Source organism: Salinibacter altiplanensis (genome assembly GCF_002894645.1).
Lineage (GTDB): Bacteria > Bacteroidota > Rhodothermia > Rhodothermales > Salinibacteraceae > Salinibacter > Salinibacter altiplanensis.
Map to the genome: position 1 here is coordinate 94,795 of NZ_NCQY01000030.1, position 17,130 is coordinate 111,924.

13 protein-coding genes are annotated in these 17,130 nt (G+C 64.7%); 10 read left to right on the forward strand and 3 right to left on the reverse strand.

Annotated elements, in window-relative coordinates:
• The first annotated feature begins 19 nt into the window (after positions 1 to 19).
• Positions 20 to 853, forward strand: coding sequence for a hypothetical protein (locus B7R93_RS12485; RefSeq protein ID WP_157942298.1), 834 nt, complete (start codon positions 20 to 22; stop codon positions 851 to 853).
• Positions 854 to 946: 93 nt separating this feature from the next.
• On the opposite strand, the gene B7R93_RS12490 is transcribed toward B7R93_RS12485, so the two are convergent.
• On the reverse strand, positions 947 to 2,686 hold the full coding sequence (locus B7R93_RS12490; protein WP_103021092.1) for an SUMF1/EgtB/PvdO family nonheme iron enzyme: 1,740 nt from the start codon (positions 2,684 to 2,686) through the stop codon (positions 947 to 949).
• Positions 2,687 to 3,189: 503 nt separating this feature from the next.
• On the opposite strand from B7R93_RS12490, the gene B7R93_RS12495 reads away from it, so the two are divergent.
• The 8 genes from B7R93_RS12495 to B7R93_RS12530 all read left to right on the forward strand — a co-directional run bounded on the left by B7R93_RS12495 (position 3,190) and on the right by B7R93_RS12530 (position 12,348).
• On the forward strand, positions 3,190 to 4,863 hold the full coding sequence (locus tag B7R93_RS12495) for a Ppx/GppA phosphatase family protein (protein WP_103021093.1): 1,674 nt from the start codon (positions 3,190 to 3,192) through the stop codon (positions 4,861 to 4,863).
• A gap of 193 nt (positions 4,864 to 5,056) precedes the next feature.
• Positions 5,057 to 5,566 carry an NADH-quinone oxidoreductase subunit J gene (locus B7R93_RS12500; RefSeq protein WP_103021094.1) on the forward strand — a complete coding sequence of 170 codons (510 nt, stop codon included), beginning with the start codon at positions 5,057 to 5,059 and terminating at the stop codon, positions 5,564 to 5,566.
• 92 nt (positions 5,567 to 5,658) lie between these two features.
• A complete protein-coding gene (gene nuoK, locus B7R93_RS12505) occupies positions 5,659 to 5,964 on the forward strand; it encodes an NADH-quinone oxidoreductase subunit NuoK (RefSeq protein WP_103021095.1) in 306 nt (101 codons plus the stop codon).
• A 55-nt stretch (positions 5,965 to 6,019) separates the two neighbouring features.
• Entirely contained in the window at positions 6,020 to 8,017 is a 1,998-nt protein-coding gene (gene nuoL / locus B7R93_RS12510; protein ID WP_103021096.1) for an NADH-quinone oxidoreductase subunit L, read from the forward strand.
• Positions 8,018 to 8,138: 121 nt separating this feature from the next.
• Entirely contained in the window at positions 8,139 to 9,773 is a 1,635-nt protein-coding gene (locus B7R93_RS12515) for a complex I subunit 4 family protein (RefSeq protein ID WP_103021097.1), read from the forward strand.
• A 92-nt stretch (positions 9,774 to 9,865) separates the two neighbouring features.
• Positions 9,866 to 10,156: a 4a-hydroxytetrahydrobiopterin dehydratase gene (locus B7R93_RS12520; RefSeq protein WP_103021542.1), complete on the forward strand. Its 291-nt coding sequence runs from the start codon at positions 9,866 to 9,868 to the stop codon at positions 10,154 to 10,156.
• Positions 10,157 to 10,239: 83 nt separating this feature from the next.
• Entirely contained in the window at positions 10,240 to 11,739 is a 1,500-nt protein-coding gene (locus B7R93_RS12525; RefSeq protein ID WP_103021098.1) for an NADH-quinone oxidoreductase subunit N, read from the forward strand.
• A 54-nt stretch (positions 11,740 to 11,793) separates the two neighbouring features.
• Positions 11,794 to 12,348 (forward strand): hypothetical protein, encoded by a 555-nt coding sequence (locus B7R93_RS12530; protein WP_103021099.1) that lies wholly within the window; start codon positions 11,794 to 11,796, stop codon positions 12,346 to 12,348.
• Positions 12,349 to 12,372: 24 nt separating this feature from the next.
• Here the strand turns inward: B7R93_RS12530 and B7R93_RS12535 are convergent, their stop codons facing one another.
• Together B7R93_RS12535 and B7R93_RS12540 are read right to left on the reverse strand one after the other, a co-directional pair.
• Positions 12,373 to 14,052, reverse strand: coding sequence for a sigma 54-interacting transcriptional regulator (locus tag B7R93_RS12535; protein ID WP_103021100.1), 1,680 nt, complete (start codon positions 14,050 to 14,052; stop codon positions 12,373 to 12,375).
• Between the two features lie 3 nt (positions 14,053 to 14,055).
• Complete coding sequence (locus B7R93_RS12540) at positions 14,056 to 15,366, reverse strand: sensor histidine kinase (RefSeq protein ID WP_232798403.1); 1,311 nt, start codon at positions 15,364 to 15,366, stop codon at positions 14,056 to 14,058.
• A gap of 410 nt (positions 15,367 to 15,776) precedes the next feature.
• Between B7R93_RS12540 and B7R93_RS12545 the strand changes: the two genes are divergently transcribed.
• Positions 15,777 to 17,009: a hypothetical protein gene (locus B7R93_RS12545; protein ID WP_232798404.1), complete on the forward strand. Its 1,233-nt coding sequence runs from the start codon at positions 15,777 to 15,779 to the stop codon at positions 17,007 to 17,009.
• Positions 17,010 to 17,130: the final 121 nt, after the last annotated feature.

Genomic DNA, 17,130 nt, shown 5'->3' on the forward strand with positions numbered 1-17,130 from the left:
GAACGTCACAAGAGAAGCCATGACGAGCATTCCACGCTATGTACTGGTCTGCATCGCCCTCGGATGGATGGGGATGGGGTGGGGAGGGAAGGCCCTCGGGCAAGCACAACGGGCCGACTTTACCCAGGTCACGCGACCGGTGGCACAGCTTTCCGATCGGGCTGCGATCGACGAATTTCTCACCGAGCTGATCATCACCCCACAGATTCCTCAGGACTCCATCCGGAGGGTGGAGGTCATCGACGTGACCGGAAATGGATATGGCCCGGACGACCTGGTCGTGGTGTATCCGAGCGGAGAAACCTTCAACATCGACCCCTCGCTGGTAACTGGACGGGTTCAGGACATCATGAGGAGCTGGCGCCTGGAATCGGAATTTCAGTACGACGGTGCCAACGCCCCCGCGGAAACGTTTCGCCCGGACACAGTCCAGACGGACACCACAGGTGCAAATCCGCCTGGGCCTCCATCCCCCCCGCCGGAGAGGGCCAAGAATGGCATCATGGCCGATGTGCTTGAAACGGTGCAGCGCAACTACCGGGGAGAAGCCGTAAGTCTCCTGCTGGAGAAGACGGCCAGCGGATTTACCTTCGAGATGTGGGACTACGACGAGCAGGCGCTGCGACACCAAGCCCCCCCGGGAGGGCCCTCCGACACCGTCCGGACACGGGATCTGGTGTATGTCGTTCGGAGTGACTCGGTGATCTACGACGTCGTGTACATCAACCGAACCGTCGAAGAAACCGAGTACATTCCTCAAGGGCCTACATCAGCGCTTCCTGGAGAGAAGGAGCGGGAGGGGGCGGCAACAGCGGGCCCGTCTTCGAGAGCGGCAACGCCGCGACGGCCTTGATTCCAGAAGAACCGCGCATGGTGAGCGGGCGAAGGCATGATGGAGACGTGGGAGGAAGTACTTCGGGGATCAGCTCCCCCGGACTCGTCGGGGTCAACTTGGCGGAGCGTCATTGATCGGCCGGACGACCCGGAAGCCAATGTTGTTGGCGCGGTATGTCGGGGAGGCTCGGTTGCGGGTCGGGAGCCAGCAGGCGTCGTTGTACCAACTTCCACCACGGCATACCCGGAGCTCTCCCGAACTAGGGCCTCGGGGGTCTTCCTCGGAGCTCCTCTGATAATATTCGGGACTGTACCAGTCTTGTGTCCATTCCCAAACATTTCCCTGTACGTCGTACAGCCCCCACTCATTGGGCGCCTTCTGACCCACAGGGTGCGTCCCTCCGCTCGCATTTTCGGCGTACCACGTCGTTTCTGCCCAGTCGCCCGGCAGTTTGGCGGCCGTCCCCCCTGCACGAGCGGCGTACTCCCACTCCGCTTCCGTGGGAAGTCGTCCGCCCGCCCATTCCGCGAAGGCCTGTGCGTCGTTCCAGCTGACGTTGACAACGGGGTGCTCGTCCGACTGCTCGATCCCAGGGTTCCGCCACGTGAGGCCCGGTGTGCGGAGGCTATCGCGGCTCGATGCCCGCCAGGCCCCGTTGAGCCGTTCGGCGTCGGTCTCGTAGCCCGTGGCCTCTACGAACATCCGAAATTGGCGAACCGTGACTTCGTGGGCACTCATCCGAAACGGAGTCGTAATTTTGACTTGATGAGACGGGCGGGCGTCGGCACTGCCTCGGTCCGACCCCATCACGAATGATCCTCTCGTGATCCGCGCCCATTGTATGTCGAGGTCCGACGGGGTGGGGGCCGGGGACTCTACCCTCACATGCGCCGCCGCCTCGTCGGTTTTTCCCCGCGGGTCGGCGACCGTATACCGGAGGGTATCGGTTCCCGTGAAGCCATCGGCGGGAGTGTAGGTGACCCGGGTGCTGTCGGACGATACGCTCAGTTTGCCGTTGGACACAGAGGGTACGTCTGTGAGGTGGAGCGGGAGGGAGTCCGGACTCGTGTCGTTGGACAAAATGTTGATCGTGACGGCCTTCCCTGCCGGTGTCTGTGCCTGATCGGCCTTTGCCCGGGGGGCGTCCGGCACGGCTTTGACTCGCACGCTGGTTCGAATGCTGTCTACGCGCTGGGGATACCGCAGGACGTAGCGAAAGTGGTCCCGGCCCGCGAAGTCAGGGAGGGGCCGGTACGTGACGGCGCTGCTGTCGGCAGAAAAGCGCAGCGATCCGTGGGCCGGGGGATCGAGAAGCGACACGGACACCGCGGCGTCCGGGGAAGCAGCGAGCTGTATGTCCGCGGCGGTATCCTCCTGGGTTACGACTAGGTCCGACGTTCGAGAGGCTCCTACGATCTCGCGAGTGCGGTCGACAACGACATCGGCCCATTGTGGGCGGAGGCTGTACACGCCGAGGCCCACGATGAGGAGGGCCAGAAGCCCCAACCCAAAGCGTCTCGTTCTGCCTTGGTCGTTCGAGCCGGGACGGGTCTCCGGGTCCCCGGGCCGAATAATTGTCGGGGCCGATTCCTTTGGGGGGGACGGGGAAGCTCCCGAATCCGTCGCGGGGATGGTGACATGGGTCTTCGCGTCCGTCTGGATACGTACGGTCTGTTCCCAGTGCGGGCCGACGTCACGTTCAGCCTCCAGGTCGTAGGAGTCGGGCAGCAGCTCCACCGTCTCCACGTCGCCTTTTTCGAGTGACGCCAACGGGTCCCCGTCGAGCAGCACCTCGCACGACACGTCTGCTTCGATTCGCAGGTGGCCGGTTCCAGAAATAGAAGCAGTCATACGAGTACGGATAGCTAGAGCTGCCTAAAGCCCAACGTGCACTGTCGGATTGCCGATTGTGGTGTGCCCCTCATCTACGTCTGTTGCCGATCAGAGGGGGACCGAGAACGGTGTGATGCCCCCTGCAGCACGACAAAAATTCTGCAGCCCGAGTCATCCTGAGGCTGACGCCTGTCAGCCGAAGGATCTCTCCGAATATGGCGGAGACAAGCCGGCGCAGCACTGCCAACGAAATCCGTTTCCGCCAACATTGAGGGGGGGCGCCACTCCCTCTCGAATTTTTGTCGTGTAGTGTGACGACGCACACGAAGAATAAGATATGAATAGGGAGCTACCAATCCCAACTGGAACGAGCCCCGGCAGAGCATCGGCGCAGCCTGGGCCAGGGATCACAGGGACGGCTGCAACGAACCGGCGTTGCGGGGATGCATATACATCATCGGGTTTCCCACCAGCGGGGGACTTGCGTCCACGAGCTCGCTTTTGCACCCCAATCCGCATCCATGTCCGCTTCCCACGAGCGCGCCGCCTGTACTCTCCTTCCGGAAACCACCTACGGGGCCACCGAGGCGGCGTCGCCGGTCCGGGTTTGTGTAATCGATCTTGGAACCAACTCCTTCCACGCCATCATCGTGGATGCCCACCCGAACGGCAGCTATCAGGTGGTGGACCGGCTGAAAGAGATGGTGCGCCTCGGCGAGCACGGGCTCGACGCCAATCGCCTGCCGGAGGACGCAATGGCGCGGGGACTGGATGCCCTCACCCGCATCAAGCTACTGGCTGACGGGTGGGACACGCGCGAGTACCTGGCGTTTGCCACGAGTGCCATCCGGGAGGCGAGCAACGGCGGGACCTTCATCGAGCGAGCCCGCGAAGAGCTGGGGCTTCGCATCCGGCCCATCAGTGGAGAGCAGGAGGCGAGGCTGATCTTTCAAGGGGTCAGTCGGACCGAAGAGTTTACCGAGCCTACGCTGGTGATGGACATCGGGGGCGGATCGGTCGAGTTCATCGTCGTGGACGACGACACGCCGGTCTACAGCACGAGCCTGAAGCTTGGGGCGGCCCGCATGACCGAGCAGTTCGTGACGACGGATCCGATGTCGGAAGACGAACAGGCGCGTCTGCGGGCGCACTTCAAGGGCATGCTGGAAGGGGTGGTGACGGCGTGTCGGGAGCACGGTGTGGGCCGAGTCGTGGGGTCTTCCGGCACCATGAAAAGCCTGGCCCGAGTGACCCTGGCGCAGGCGGACATTCCGGACCGATCGCCGTTTCAGGCGGCGTTTCCGATCCCGGATGTGCGCTCGTCCCTTCGCGGGGTGATGCAAGCCACGGCCGAAGAGCGAAGAACCCACCCGGCCATCGAGCCGCGACGGGTCGACCAGATTGGGGCGGGGGCCGTGTTGCTCGATACGGTCTGTGCAGGGTTGCCCTCGCTGCGTCACTTCGCGGTCTCGCCGAATGCCCTACGGGAAGGGATGGTGGTTCACTTCCTGGATGCAAACTACGACCGCCTCCAGCGCATGGCTCCATTCCGGGATCCCCGGCGCCGCAGCGTGCACGAAATGGCCTACCGGTTTCAGTGGGAGGAGGAGCACGCCCAGCATGTGGCGGCCACGGCGACATTCCTGTTCGACGTGTGCCGCCCGCTCTACGACGGGCCTGCGAGCGATGTGGAGCTTCTGGAGTATGCGGCCCTCCTGCACGATGTTGGCTATCTTGTCACGCACGATAAGCACCACGAACACTCCCGATATCTCATCGAGCACGCCGACCTCCAGGGCTTCCGGGCCGAAGAGGTGGCGATCATGGCCCTGGTTGCCCGGTACCATCGTGGCGCGGCACCGGCCCCCTCGCATGAACGCTATGGCCGCCTGCCGCCGCGGCGTCGGCGTCGCGTACGCCAGCTTGCGGCCCTCCTGCGCGTCGCGGAGAACCTGGATCGGAGCCACTTTCAGAACGTGGTGGCGCTGCGTACGTCCCTCACCGACGCGGCGCTGCATGTGCTTGCCGCCACGAAAGCGGATCCCCAGCTCGAGGTGTGGGCCGCCGAGGAGCACGGGGCCCTCTTTGAAGAGGCGTTCGACCGAGCCCTGCACGTGGCGCCCACCGAGATTCCGGTCCACGCGAATGGACAACGGGCCGTCTCCCAAATCCCCGAGCATTCTCTCCGGGCGTAGGGACGGAGGCGCTGCACGCGGAGGGGGGGCAGGTTCAATTCATGCATGATTAACCACCCCGTATCTTGCCCCTACGTCGGTGCCGCGTTACTTTGCGCCCGGTGGACAATCACGGATTCGTTCCATTCCGCTCGGAGGCGCTCTCCGGGCCTTTTCGCACAGGACGGTTTTCTCCGCTAGGACGCTAGGGCTTATGGCCGCACCCTCCATGTTCTTTTTGCTGGCGACCGTCGCGGTAGCTGCCGCGCTCGGGATGCTCATTGCCCGCAATCCGGTGTCGAGCGCCCTCTGGTTGGTGCTCAACCTTTTTTGTATCGCCGGCTTGTACCTGACGTTGAATGCGTCGTTCATCGGCGTCATCCAGATTCTCGTCTACGCCGGGGCAATCATGGTCCTCTTCCTCTTCGTGATCATGCTGCTAAACCTGTCGGCCCTGCCCGGGCTGGAGGAAATTGAGTGGAGCAGCGTCGGGGGCTTCGCGGTCGGACTCGCCCTGCTGAGCCAGTTGTTGTACGTGGTGGCCCTGCAGTTTGAGCTTGGGATGGATCCGGTAGGGGCGGAGGCCGCGGCGGAGGTCGGAAGCGCGGCGAGCCTGGGCGAGATTTTGTTCACCCGCTACGCCCTTCACCTGCAGGTGGCGGGCATTCTGTTGTTGGCCGCTACTGTCGGGGCCGTCCTGCTTGCCCAGCGCCGTTTTCAGTAGCCGCGGCCGTGTGGAGGGGGAGCGTTCCGGCCCTCTGCCACGACGTGCCCGCCGCACGCGACATCCCGCACTCCAGTATCGACCCTTTTGCTATGGACGTTGCTCCCAACTGGTACCTGGCCCTAAGTGCCGTGCTCTTTACCATCGGCACGTTCGGGGTCCTTTTCCGCCGGAATGCGATCGTGGTGCTGATGTCGGTGGAGCTGATGCTGAACGCGGTCAACCTCACGCTGGTCACGTTTAGCCAGTCGATGGGGGACCCGAGCGGCCAGTTGCTCGTCTTCTTCTCGATTGCGGTGGCGGCCGCCGAGGCTGCGGTGGGCCTCGCGATCGTGATTGCCATCTTCCGGAGCAAGGTGACGGTGGACATCACGGAGATCAACCTCTTCAAGCACTAGTCGCCGCGCCACGTCTTTGTTGCGCCCGTTTTGACCATCGGACCTTGTCGCGTTGATGACTTCTGCCGATCTGCTTCGTCTCGTTCTTCTTCTGCCGCTCGCTGGGGCGGTCCTGAACGGCGTGGCGCCGCTCTTTCTGAAACACCTTCGCACCCGGGAGACGCTCCTGGGGACGATTGGGACGGCGGTCGTGGCGATCCCGTTCGTCCTGACGGTCTACCTGTTCGTGACCTTCGGCGGCGATCCCATCGTGGCGGACTACTTCACCTGGATGGCGGCGGGGGACCTGGACCTGTCGTTTGCCTACCGGGTGGACCAGCTCTCGCTTCTGATGACGTTGGTCGTGACGGGCGTCGGGGGCGTCATTCATCTCTACTCGATCGGGTACATGCACGGAGATGATGGGTACTGGCGATTCTTCGCCTACCTCAACCTCTTCATCTTCGCCATGCTCAACCTCGTGCTGGCGAACAACCTGCCCGTGCTGTTTCTGGGGTGGGAGGGGGTGGGGCTGTGCTCGTACCTGCTGATCGGGTTCTGGTACACGGACCTCCGCAACAGCGCCGCCGCCAACAAGGCGTTCATTGTGAATCGGGTGGGCGACGTTGCCTTCCTGGTGGCCATGTTCTTGGTCTTTCGGGAGCTCGGCTCGCTGAGCTTCGACGTGCTGCTCGCGGAGGGGCCCAATCTTCCGGAGGCGACGCTCAACTGGATCGTCTTCCTGCTCTTCGTGGGGGCGACGGGCAAGAGCGCGCAGATTCCGCTCTTCGTGTGGCTGCCGGACGCGATGGCCGGCCCCACGCCGGTGTCCGCCCTGATCCACGCCGCCACGATGGTGACGAGTGGGCTCTACCTGCTGGCCCGCCTCTCGGCGCTCGTGCTGGGCGCGCCGGTCGTCATGATGATTGTCGCCATCGTGGGGGCGGCCACGGCCCTGATGGCGGCCACGATTGCCGTCGCGCAGGACGACATCAAGCGCGTCTTGGCGTACTCCACGGTCTCGCAGCTGGGCTATATGTTCATGGCGGCGGGGGTAGGCGCGTTTTTCGTGGCCATCTTCCACGTCGTCACGCACGCCTTCTTCAAGGCTTGTCTCTTCCTCGGTGCCGGCAGCGTGATTCACGGAATGGAGGAGGTCGAGCACGGCCTGGAGGAGCAGGGGCGGGACCCGAGCGACTTTGACCCGCAGGACATGCGCACGATGGGGGGGCTCGCCGAGTATATGCCTGCCACGCGCACGACCTACCTGCTCGCCACGCTGGCGATCTCGGGCATTCCGCTCACTGCCGGGTTCTTCTCGAAGGACGAGATCCTATTTAAGGCCTTCGAATACGGCTACGACGGCTCCACCTACGCGATGGCGGTGTGGGTCGTGGGGATCTTGACGGCCGTGCTCACGGCGTTCTACATGATGCGCTCCTACGTGCTCACCTTTGAGGGAGAGCCCCGCTGGCCGCTCTCCGACCAGTTGGCGCCCCACGAGTCGCCGTCCACGATGACGGGGGCGCTCTGGACGCTCGGCCTCCTTTCCCTGGTCGGCGGCTTCATCGGGCTGCCCGCTGTCGTTCAGGGGGGCGATTGGAACTGGATCCACCACTACCTCGGCGCGAAGTACGGCGGGCCGGTGGCGGAGGCGTCGGTGCAGGGACACGTGCCCCTGGCGCTGGAGTGGGGGCTCATCCTGCTGAGCTCGGTCATCGCCCTCGGCACGGTGTACTACGCCTGGCGCGTCTACTTGACGCAGGGGCTGGGGTACGACGCCGCCCTCAAACGACGGCTCCGGGGCGTCTACCAGACCTGGACGGACAAGTACTACTGGGATGAGTTCTACAACGAGGTGGTCGTGGACTCCCTCATCAACGGGGTGGCCCGCAAGGGCCTGGCGGCGTTCGACACGACCGTGGTGGACGGGGCCGTAAACGGGGTGGCCGACACCGCCCAGAACGCGAGTGGCCTGCTCCGTCGGGTCCAGACGGGCCTCGTCCAAAACTATGCCCTGGCGCTGACCGTCGGGGCCGCGCTTCTGATTGGGCTGATGCTGTACGGCGTGTGAAGAGGCCCCTTGACCGGACAGGTGCTCCTCGTGGGGCGATGGGGGCGTCCTGTGCGGCCGTTGAGTGTGTACTGATTTCCCCGGTGATTTCTTGTTTGCCGATTAGGCACTGCCACGATTGATGAACATTCCCCATCTCACATCCCTCGTCATCTTCCTGCCGGCCCTCGGGGCGGTCCTCACGCTTGCTCTGCGGCGAGCCTCCGCGATCCGGTGGACGGCCCTGGCGACCACGCTCGCCACGTTTCTGCTCTCGATCGGGCTCTTTGTGGGGTACGACCCGTCGGTGAGCACGGCCCTGGCCCCGCAGCTGGCAGACGTGTGGGCGGGGTGGCTGCCGGACGGCTACGACATCAAGTATTTCGTCGGCATTGACGGGCTGAGCCTGCTGCTCGTGATGCTGACGACCCTCCTGGGGCCCATCGTCGTGCTGTCGTCCTGGACCTACATCGGCGAGAAGCACAAGGGCTACTACGCGCTGCTCTTGCTTCTGCAGACGGGCATCACGGGGGTCTTCACGAGCTTCGACCTCTTTCTCTTCTACATCTTCTTCGAGCTGACCCTCATCCCGATGTACTTCATCATCGGCATCTGGGGGGGCACGGAGCGCATCTACGCGGCGGTCAAGTTTGTGATCTACACGCTCGTGGGGTCGCTCCTGATGCTGGTGGGCATCCTGTACCTGGGCTACGCGGCGGGCGATGCCGTCAACAACGGCGTGTTCACGACCGACTGGTACACGCTTTTGGAGTACAACATTCCGCTGGCGGTGCAGGGCTGGCTCTTCGCGGTGTTCGCCTTCTCGTTCGCGATCAAGGTGCCGCTCTTTCCGTTGCACACCTGGCTGCCGGACGCCCACGTGCAGGCCCCCACCGGCGGCTCGGTCATCCTGGCCGGGGTGCTGCTGAAGATGGGCACGTACGGCCTGCTGCGCTTCTGCCTGCCGCTCTTCCCGAACGTGGCGCAGAGCTCCGCCGGCCTCTTTGCGGTGATCGCCATCATCGGCATCATCTACGGGGCGCTGGTGGCCCGCGTCCAGGACGACGCGAAGAGCCTCGTGGCGTACTCGTCCATCAGTCACCTCGGGTTCGTCGTCCTCGGGCTGTTTGCTTTCACGACGGAGGCGATGCAGGGGGCCGTGATCCAGATGGTCAACCACGGCCTCTCGACTGGGGCCCTCTTTCTGCTGGTGGGGATGCTCTACGAACGGCGCCACACCCGCCTGATGGACGACTACGGCGGGCTGGCGACGTCTGTGCCGGTGCTTACGACCCTGATGGTAATTAGCGTGCTCGCCTCGGCCGGGCTGCCGGGCCTGAACGGCTTCGTGGGCGAGTTTCTGATCCTGCTCGGGTCCTTCAAGAGTCCCGTGATTGACAGTCCGGTGCTCATTGCCTTCGCGACGACCGGCGTCATCCTGGCGGCGATGTACCTGCTCCACATGGTCTACCGCACCTTCTTCGGCGAGCTCACCAACGAAGCGAACGCGCAGATGGCGGACCTGAATGGGCGCGAGTTTGGGCTGATGGTGCCGCTCATCGTGCTCATGTTCGTTCTCGGATTCTTCCCGAGCCCGTTCCTACGGCAGACGGCCCCGACCACCGAATTTCTCCTGGAGACGGTGGAGGAAAAACGGGCTGCAGTGGAGCGCATGGAGGCCAACGACGCCGCCACGGCGGAGGAACCGACACAGGTGCCGACGGCCCCGCCCGAGGGCCAGGAAGTGTCCATTGACGTCCCGTCGACTTCGCCCTGAACCGGTCCTGGCGGTCGTTCCGTTTGTGACGCGTGGTGCCTCTTTCGGAGACGGGTCCCTTCATTCTCTTTTCGAAGTGTCAGCTTGAACGTATGCCTTCACGCGAGCCCCTTGCCGACGACGCAATCGACGACGCCCTGGCGGACCTGGACGGATGGTCCCACGCTGACGACAAACTCCAGAAGACGTATGAGTTTGCCGACTTTCGGGAGGCCATCAGCTTCATCGTGCGCCTCTCCTTCTGCGCCGAGGAGATGATGCACCATCCCGAGCTGGAAAACGTCTACAACACCGTGTCCGTCGCCCTTACGACCCACGATGCGGGGGGGCAGGTGACGGAGATGGACGTGGCGCTTGCCTCCGAAATCGAGGCACTCGCGTAGGTGTTGGCATTGGTGCGGGGAGGAGCGGCCGCCGTGGGACGGTGGCGGGCCATTTTTGAGCAATGAACGGTTTGGTTTTGCCTATGGATTTGTCGACTGCATTCCCGACGCTCGTGACCGATCTGCCGGCTGCCTTTTCCATGTCGGTCGTGGGGCTGGTCGGACTTGCGATGATCGTCCTCGATGCGTTCCGCAACGACCACCCGGCCATTCCCTGGCTCGGGGTGGCGGCGCTCGGCGTCTCTGCGGCCTGGGAGGCCACGCATCTTGGGGCCCCTCAGAGCACGGTGTTCTTCGAAACCCTCCGAACCGGGGGCTTCGTGGCGTTCATCAACCTTATCATCCTGCTTACGGGCCTGGCCACGATCCTCCTCTCGGTGCCGTACCTGAACCAGTTGCGGTACGACTACGGGGAGGTCTACGCGCTGATCATGTTCTCTACGGTCGGCATGATCATGCTCGGCTCGGCCAACAACATGGTCAGCATTTTCCTCGGGCTCGAGACGATGTCGGTCTGCCTCTACGTCCTGACCGGATTCATTCGGGAGGACGAAGGGGCGGTGGAGAGTGCCCTCAAGTATTTTCTGCTCGGGGCGTTCTCAACCGGCTTCTTTCTGTACGGCATCGCGCTCATGTACGGGGCCACGGGGACGATGGCGCTGCCGGCGATGGCGGCGGCGGAACTCGGGACGCTCTCGACGCGGCTTCTGTTCTGGGGCGGCTTCGCGCTGTTCCTGGTGGGCTTCTTCTTCAAGGTGAGCGCGGCGCCCTTCCACATGTGGACCCCGGATGTGTATCAGGGGGCCCCCACGCCCCTCACCGGATACATGTCGACGGCGACGAAGGCCGCGGCGTTCGCCGCCCTCATCCTGGTGCTGGTCCACGCCGTGCCGGGTGGAGAGTGGCAATTGTCCGTGGCCGCGGTGGCGGTGCTGACGATGGTGATCGGGAACGTGATGGCGCTGGCCCAGACCAACGTCAAGCGTCTGCTTGCGTACTCGTCCATCGCGCACGCCGGGTACGTGCTCGTCGGGCTCTCGGCGGGAACGTCGGCCGGATACGCCGGCGCCCTGTTCTATCTGCTGGTCTACGCGGTGATGAACATCGGGGCCTTCGGCGTGATGTCGATGCTGGAGTGGGACGGGAAGGAGGGGCGGGAGCAGACCTTGTCGTCGCTGGCGGGCATCGCCAACGACCGCCCCGTCCTGGGCAGCACGATGGGCATCTTCATGCTGAGCCTGATCGGCTTCCCCCCGCTTGGCGGCTTCGCGGGCAAGTACTTCGTGTTTGCCCCGGCCGTCGACGCCGGACTCACCTGGCTCGTCGTGATCGGTGTGCTCATGAGTGCCCTGAGCGCCTACTACTACCTGCGTGTCGTGTACGTCTTCTGGATGCAGTCGGCCGACGACGTGGAGGCGACCGACCCGGTGCGGGCGGCCGCGTTCCCCCGGGCCACGGTGGCGGCGACGGGCACGCTCGTGGTGTGCGCGGTGGCGCTGGTCGTGCTTGGGGTCTTCTTCGGCGGCGTCCTCGAAACCACGCTGGGCTTTTTCGAGTCCACCGCGATGGCCACGGCGCCCTGAGAATTTCCTCTAGAGCGACCTACGCGCGCTGTCCTCAATCGACCCTCTTTGCCAATGGAGGCGCTGCTTCGCGACCGGCTGCCGCACGCCCCGCAGATGGGGCTGTTCGTGGCGCCGAACCTGCCGTCGGGCCGGCTCGACAAGGCCCGCTCCGACTACGCGACTGAGGTGGGGCCCGACGAGGTGCTGGCCCTGTACGACGCGACCCTGAGTGGCACGGGGGGCGACGGTGCTGTCTTTGCCCACGACCGGTTTGTCTTCCAGAACAACGACCTGCAGGCGATCCAGACGGTGCGCTACCCAGACCTCGTGGGGGTGGAGGCGCAGAGCCGCTGGTTTGGGCTGGGCGGCAAGGTGGTGGCCCTCACGGTCAACCGGGGACGGGCCACCTTTGAGCTAACGATGGACTTTTCGGGCACGCCGAAGGCCGCGTCCTACGTTGCCGATTTCCTGGACACGGCCATGGTGCGCGACATCGACTTCGCGCCGCCGGCAGAGCCGGACACGACGGACGTTGCGGCCGTGCGGGACTCCTTGGAGCGCCTCCGGGCCGAGCAGAAACTGACGGAGGCCGACTTCGAGCGCCTCCTGGCGGCGCTCGACGATTGAACAGAGGGGCCTGTCCCGTCTCGATCACTCGATGTCGTACTCGTCGAGGCGGCGGTACAGGGTCGCCCGACTGATCCCGAGCAGCTCGGCGGCCTCGGTGCGGTTGCCGTCGGTTTGCTCGAGGGCCGCCCGGATGCGTTCGGCTTCCTCGGAGGCCGACGGGGCGGAGGGGGACGCGTCCCGAATCTCGGGGGGAAGGTCGCCCGCCCGGAGCACATCGCCGGACGCGCGGATGAGGGCCGCCTCCAGTGCATTTTGCAGTTCGCGCACGTTGCCCGGCCAGTCGTAGTTGAGCAGGCGGCGGAGGGCCTCGTTGCCGACGCGGTCGACCTCCGCCCCCGTGCGGGCCCGGATTTCACGAAGGAAGGTGCGCACCAGAAGGGGCAGATCGGACCGGCGCTCGCGGAGGGGCGGGAGGGGGACGCGGGCGATCCGAATCCGGTACAGCAGGTCTTGTCGAAACCGGTTGGCCTCCACCTCGTCGTCGAGGGTTCGGTGCGTGGCGGCCACGATGCGGACGTCGACCGGGCGGGCCTCTGTCTCCCCGAGCCGCGTGACGGCCTCTTCTTCGAGCACCCGCAAGAGCTGCCGCTGCACGTCGAGCGGGATGTCGCCGATCTCGTCGAGGAAAAGCGTGCCCCCGTCGGCTGCCTCGAAGTACCCCTCTCGGTCCTCGGTCGCCCCCGTGAAGGCGCCCTTCCGGTGCCCGAAGAGGCGGCTGCCGGCAAGGTCGGGGTTGAGGGCGGCGCAGTTGACGGTGACGAACGGACCGTTTGCCCGCGGGCTCTCGTCGTGGATGGCCCGGGCGGCGAGCTCCTTCCCACTGCCCGTCTCGCCCTGGATGAGTACCGTGGTCTTAACCTCGGCGACGGACCGAATCTGCTCGTAGGCGTCCTGCATCGGGGCACTCTTGCCGACGAGGTCGTGGAACTGAGACCGGTCGTCCAGCATGCGCCGGAGCTCATGGACCTCCGTCACGTCGTAGAACACTAGGATGTGACGCTCGTCGTCGCGCGGGTCGTCGCGCACGTCGATCTCGACGCGGTATGACGTGCCATCGTCGTGGGCAAGGGGGGCGGTGATGGGCTCGTCGGCGTCGGCCGTGCCCTCCATCCGGGGCCGGAGTGCCTCCAGGGTTTCGTCGTCGACGGGGAGGAGATCGGCCCACGAGGTGCCGATGGCCGCCTCGGACGAGACCCCAAGCAGGCGGGCGGCCGGGTCGCTTAAGAACCGAAGGTGCCCCGTCGCGTCGATGAGGGCCGTGCCCTGGCGAAGCCCGTTTAGGAGCTGGCGGAGGTCGTCGTGGGCCCGCTCTACGCGGTGCTGCAGGGCGTGGGTCTGCAGGGCCACCTCCACCGCGGCGTAGATCTCCCGTTCGTTGAACGGCTTCACGACGTAGCCGAACGGTGTCGTGTCGGTCGCCCGCTGAAGGGTCTCGTCGTCGCTGTAGGCGGTGACGAACACCACGGGAAGGGGATGATTCCCCCGAATGGTGCGGGCCGCCTCCACGCCGTCCATCGGGCCGTCGAGGTGCACGTCCATCAGCACCAGGTCGAGATCGGTCTCGTCTGCCCGGTCGATCGCCGCGGCGCCGGTCATCACGTGGGCCACGATGGTGTAGCCGAGCTCCTCCAGGTGATCCTCCAGCTCCATGGCGACGGCGAACTCGTCCTCCACGATCAGGATGCGGGGTGGGGGCGGCATGAATCAGTTGGACGGATTCGTGGGGAACGCGATCGTAACGGTTACGCCGTCGTCGAGGTCGGTGGAGAGGGTGCCCCGAAGCTGACGCGTCAGCCCGTGGACCAGCCGGAGCCCGAGGCGTCCGTTCTCGTCGAGCCCGTCCGCGCCGCGGCCATCGTCCGCCACGGTCAGCCGCGCGGTGCCCTCGTCGGCGCGGAACGTAACGGCGACGGTGCCGGACCGGCCCTCCGGAAAGGCGTGCTCGAGGGCGTTTGTGACAAGCTCGTTTACGATGAGGCCGGACGGAATGGCCTGATCCACGGAGAGTGGCTGGGTGTCGGCCGCCAGGGTGCGATCGATGTGGGCGGTCCGGTGCGACCGGAAGAGGTCATCCAGAAGCCCCTCAAGGTACGCGTCAAACTCGATCCGCGCCAGGTCGTCGGACTGGTAAAGCTGCTCGTGGATGGACGCCATGGAGCGGATGCGGTCCTGCGTCTCCGTGAACCGATCCTCGATTGCCGGGCTTTCCACGTCGCGGGCCTGGGCGTTCAGCAGGCTTGAAATGACCTGTAGGTTGTTTTTGACGCGGTGGTGGATCTCGTGGAGAAGAACCTCCTTTTCCTCCAGGGAGCGCCGCAGCTTCTCTTCGGCGGCCTTTCGCTCCGAGATGTCCTGCGCCACGCACACGAGCGTGCCCTGCGTGGCGTCTGCTCGCTCCAGGGCCGACCGGGAGACGAGGACGGTCCGTTCGGGGCCGTCCGTGGGGGTGAGGGTGCATTCGACTGGGCCCTCGGCGGAGGACGCCAACGGATCTATGTCGAAGTGATTGCCGAGCGCCGTTCCGCGCAGGGCCGATGCCGAGCGGCCAAGGGCCTGTGCGGCGGCCGCGTTGGCCCGGCGGATGCGCCCGTCGGTGTCGACCACGAACAACAGCTCCGCCATGGAGTCGAGTACGGCCTGCAGGTAGTCCCGCGAGACCGTCTGCTGGCTGAGCGTGGTGGTCATTTGGTCCAAAGCCCGGGCCAGTCGCCGGAGTTCATCGTCCGGGTCGACCGAGACCTGAGCGTCAAGGCGACCCGTGCGGACCTGCTCCACGGCGTCCTGGAGGACCTGGAGGGACTGCCGGAACGATGCGAGCAGCCAATGCCCCGCAGCCGCGGCCCCGAGCGCAAGGACGCCCGTGACGCCGCCGACGAGCCAGAGGCTCCGGCGGAGCAGGGTGTCGAGCTCGGGGGCTTCGGCCAGAAACGGTGTCGCTCCGACCTGCACGTACCAGAGGGCCAGCCCCGCGACGCTTCCCATCACCACGGTCCCGAGGGCGAGACCAATCACCACCAATAAAATCCTACGCCGGAAAGACATATTGGCCAATGGGTTGCGTAAGATCGCGTCGGTCCTATTCAAATCACGGGCCAGTTGGTCCGCCCCCGTCCCCATTTCAGGACGTCCGCAGCAGGAAACACGAACGCTTCGCCCGCAGGCATCGTCTCGTGAACGAGAGCGAGGTGTCTCACGCGACACACCGGTGAAACACGAGCCGCCCAATCCCGACACACAGTCCCTTCACAGCCCACCCAAGGTCGCAGAATCAGTCCCACTTTGACTGTCTAAAAAAGCGATTCTGTTTATCTTTAATGAAGGTTTGTGGAGAAAATGTGAAGTGGTGCGGGTCTTGATCATCGTACAGGGTGACACGCCTGCACGAAGGCAATCCACGATCCACACACCAAACTGAAGGCATGCCCATGTCCCTCTCCCGCTTCCATTCCAACGAGTCCTTCTTGCATCTCATACGCCATCTTGGCGGACTCCTGGTCCTCGGGGGGCTCGCGTTGGGCCTCGTGGCCTGCGACGGAAGCACGGTGGCGGGACCGGACGGGTCCGAGGCCGACGCGCCCGTCTCGATGGCTTTCTCGGACGGCACCGCGTCCGACGGCACTGCGTCGACGCGCAAGGCCGCATCGGGTCAGCGAACCCTCATTGACCCAGACGGCAATCAGCTCCGTCTCGACCGGGTAGAGATGGTCGTCCGTGAGATTGAACTGGACCGCGCCAACGGCGATGAGAATTGCGCCCCAGAGAATCGTCCAGACGCGGACGAGGACGGTTGCGCCGAGGTCGAGTCCGGCCCCGTTCTCGTCTCGCTTCCGCTGGACGGAGATGCGCCCGCCGTGGTCGTCGATACGACGTTGCCTACTGGACGCTGGGAGGAAGTCGAGTTTGACGTACACAAGCCCGAGGCGGAGTCCTCAACGCCCGGCTTTCTGGAGGGGACGGACTTTCCGCTGGAGACGAGCATTCGGGTTCAAGGACGCTATACACCGGCCGGCGCGGCGGCCCAAGACTTCACGTACACGAGTGATCTCAACGCCGAGCGGGAACTTGCGTTCGAACCGCCCTTGGAGGTCACCGCGGACAACACCAATAACGTCACGTTCTCGGTGAACGTCGATGCCTGGTTTCGGCGGGCCGACAGTACGCTGGTCAACCCGGCACGAGTGACCGATGAGAGCTCCTTCGGGGAGGTTGTGGAGGAGAACATCGAGTCTTCCATTGAGGGCTTCGAGGACGATGACCGAGACGGGAGGGACGATGAAGAAGAAAATGAAGAAGACGAAGAGGACGAAGAGGAGGACGAAAACGAGATTGAGATTGAGACGGCCCTTGAGAACGTCGGCCCGGATTCGGACGCCACCGGCGAAGTGAAGTTCGAGAAGGATGCCAACGAGACGGAGTTCAAGGTTGAGGTCGAAGACCTGACGACGGGCACCTACGACGTCGTGGTCGCCGATACGACGCGCGGGGAGCTCGACGTCACGGGTGACGAGGGCGAAGCGGAGGTTGAATTCCGCCGTCCGTCGGAGGAGGGCCATCCCCCGCTCGACTTCGACCCGCGTGGTCAGCGTGTCGTGGTGCAACGGAACGGCAGCTCGTACCTGGAGGGGACCATGCCTACCACGGGCGATCAGGACGAGTAGGCGGACAAGCGATCAAGAACGCGGCCTCTCCCGAAAAGGATGCGCTCGACCGAAGGAGAGGCCCCTAGGCGCCTTCACAGATCAGCACTGCGGGGGTTGCAACCCTCCCCCCAGTGTTCTG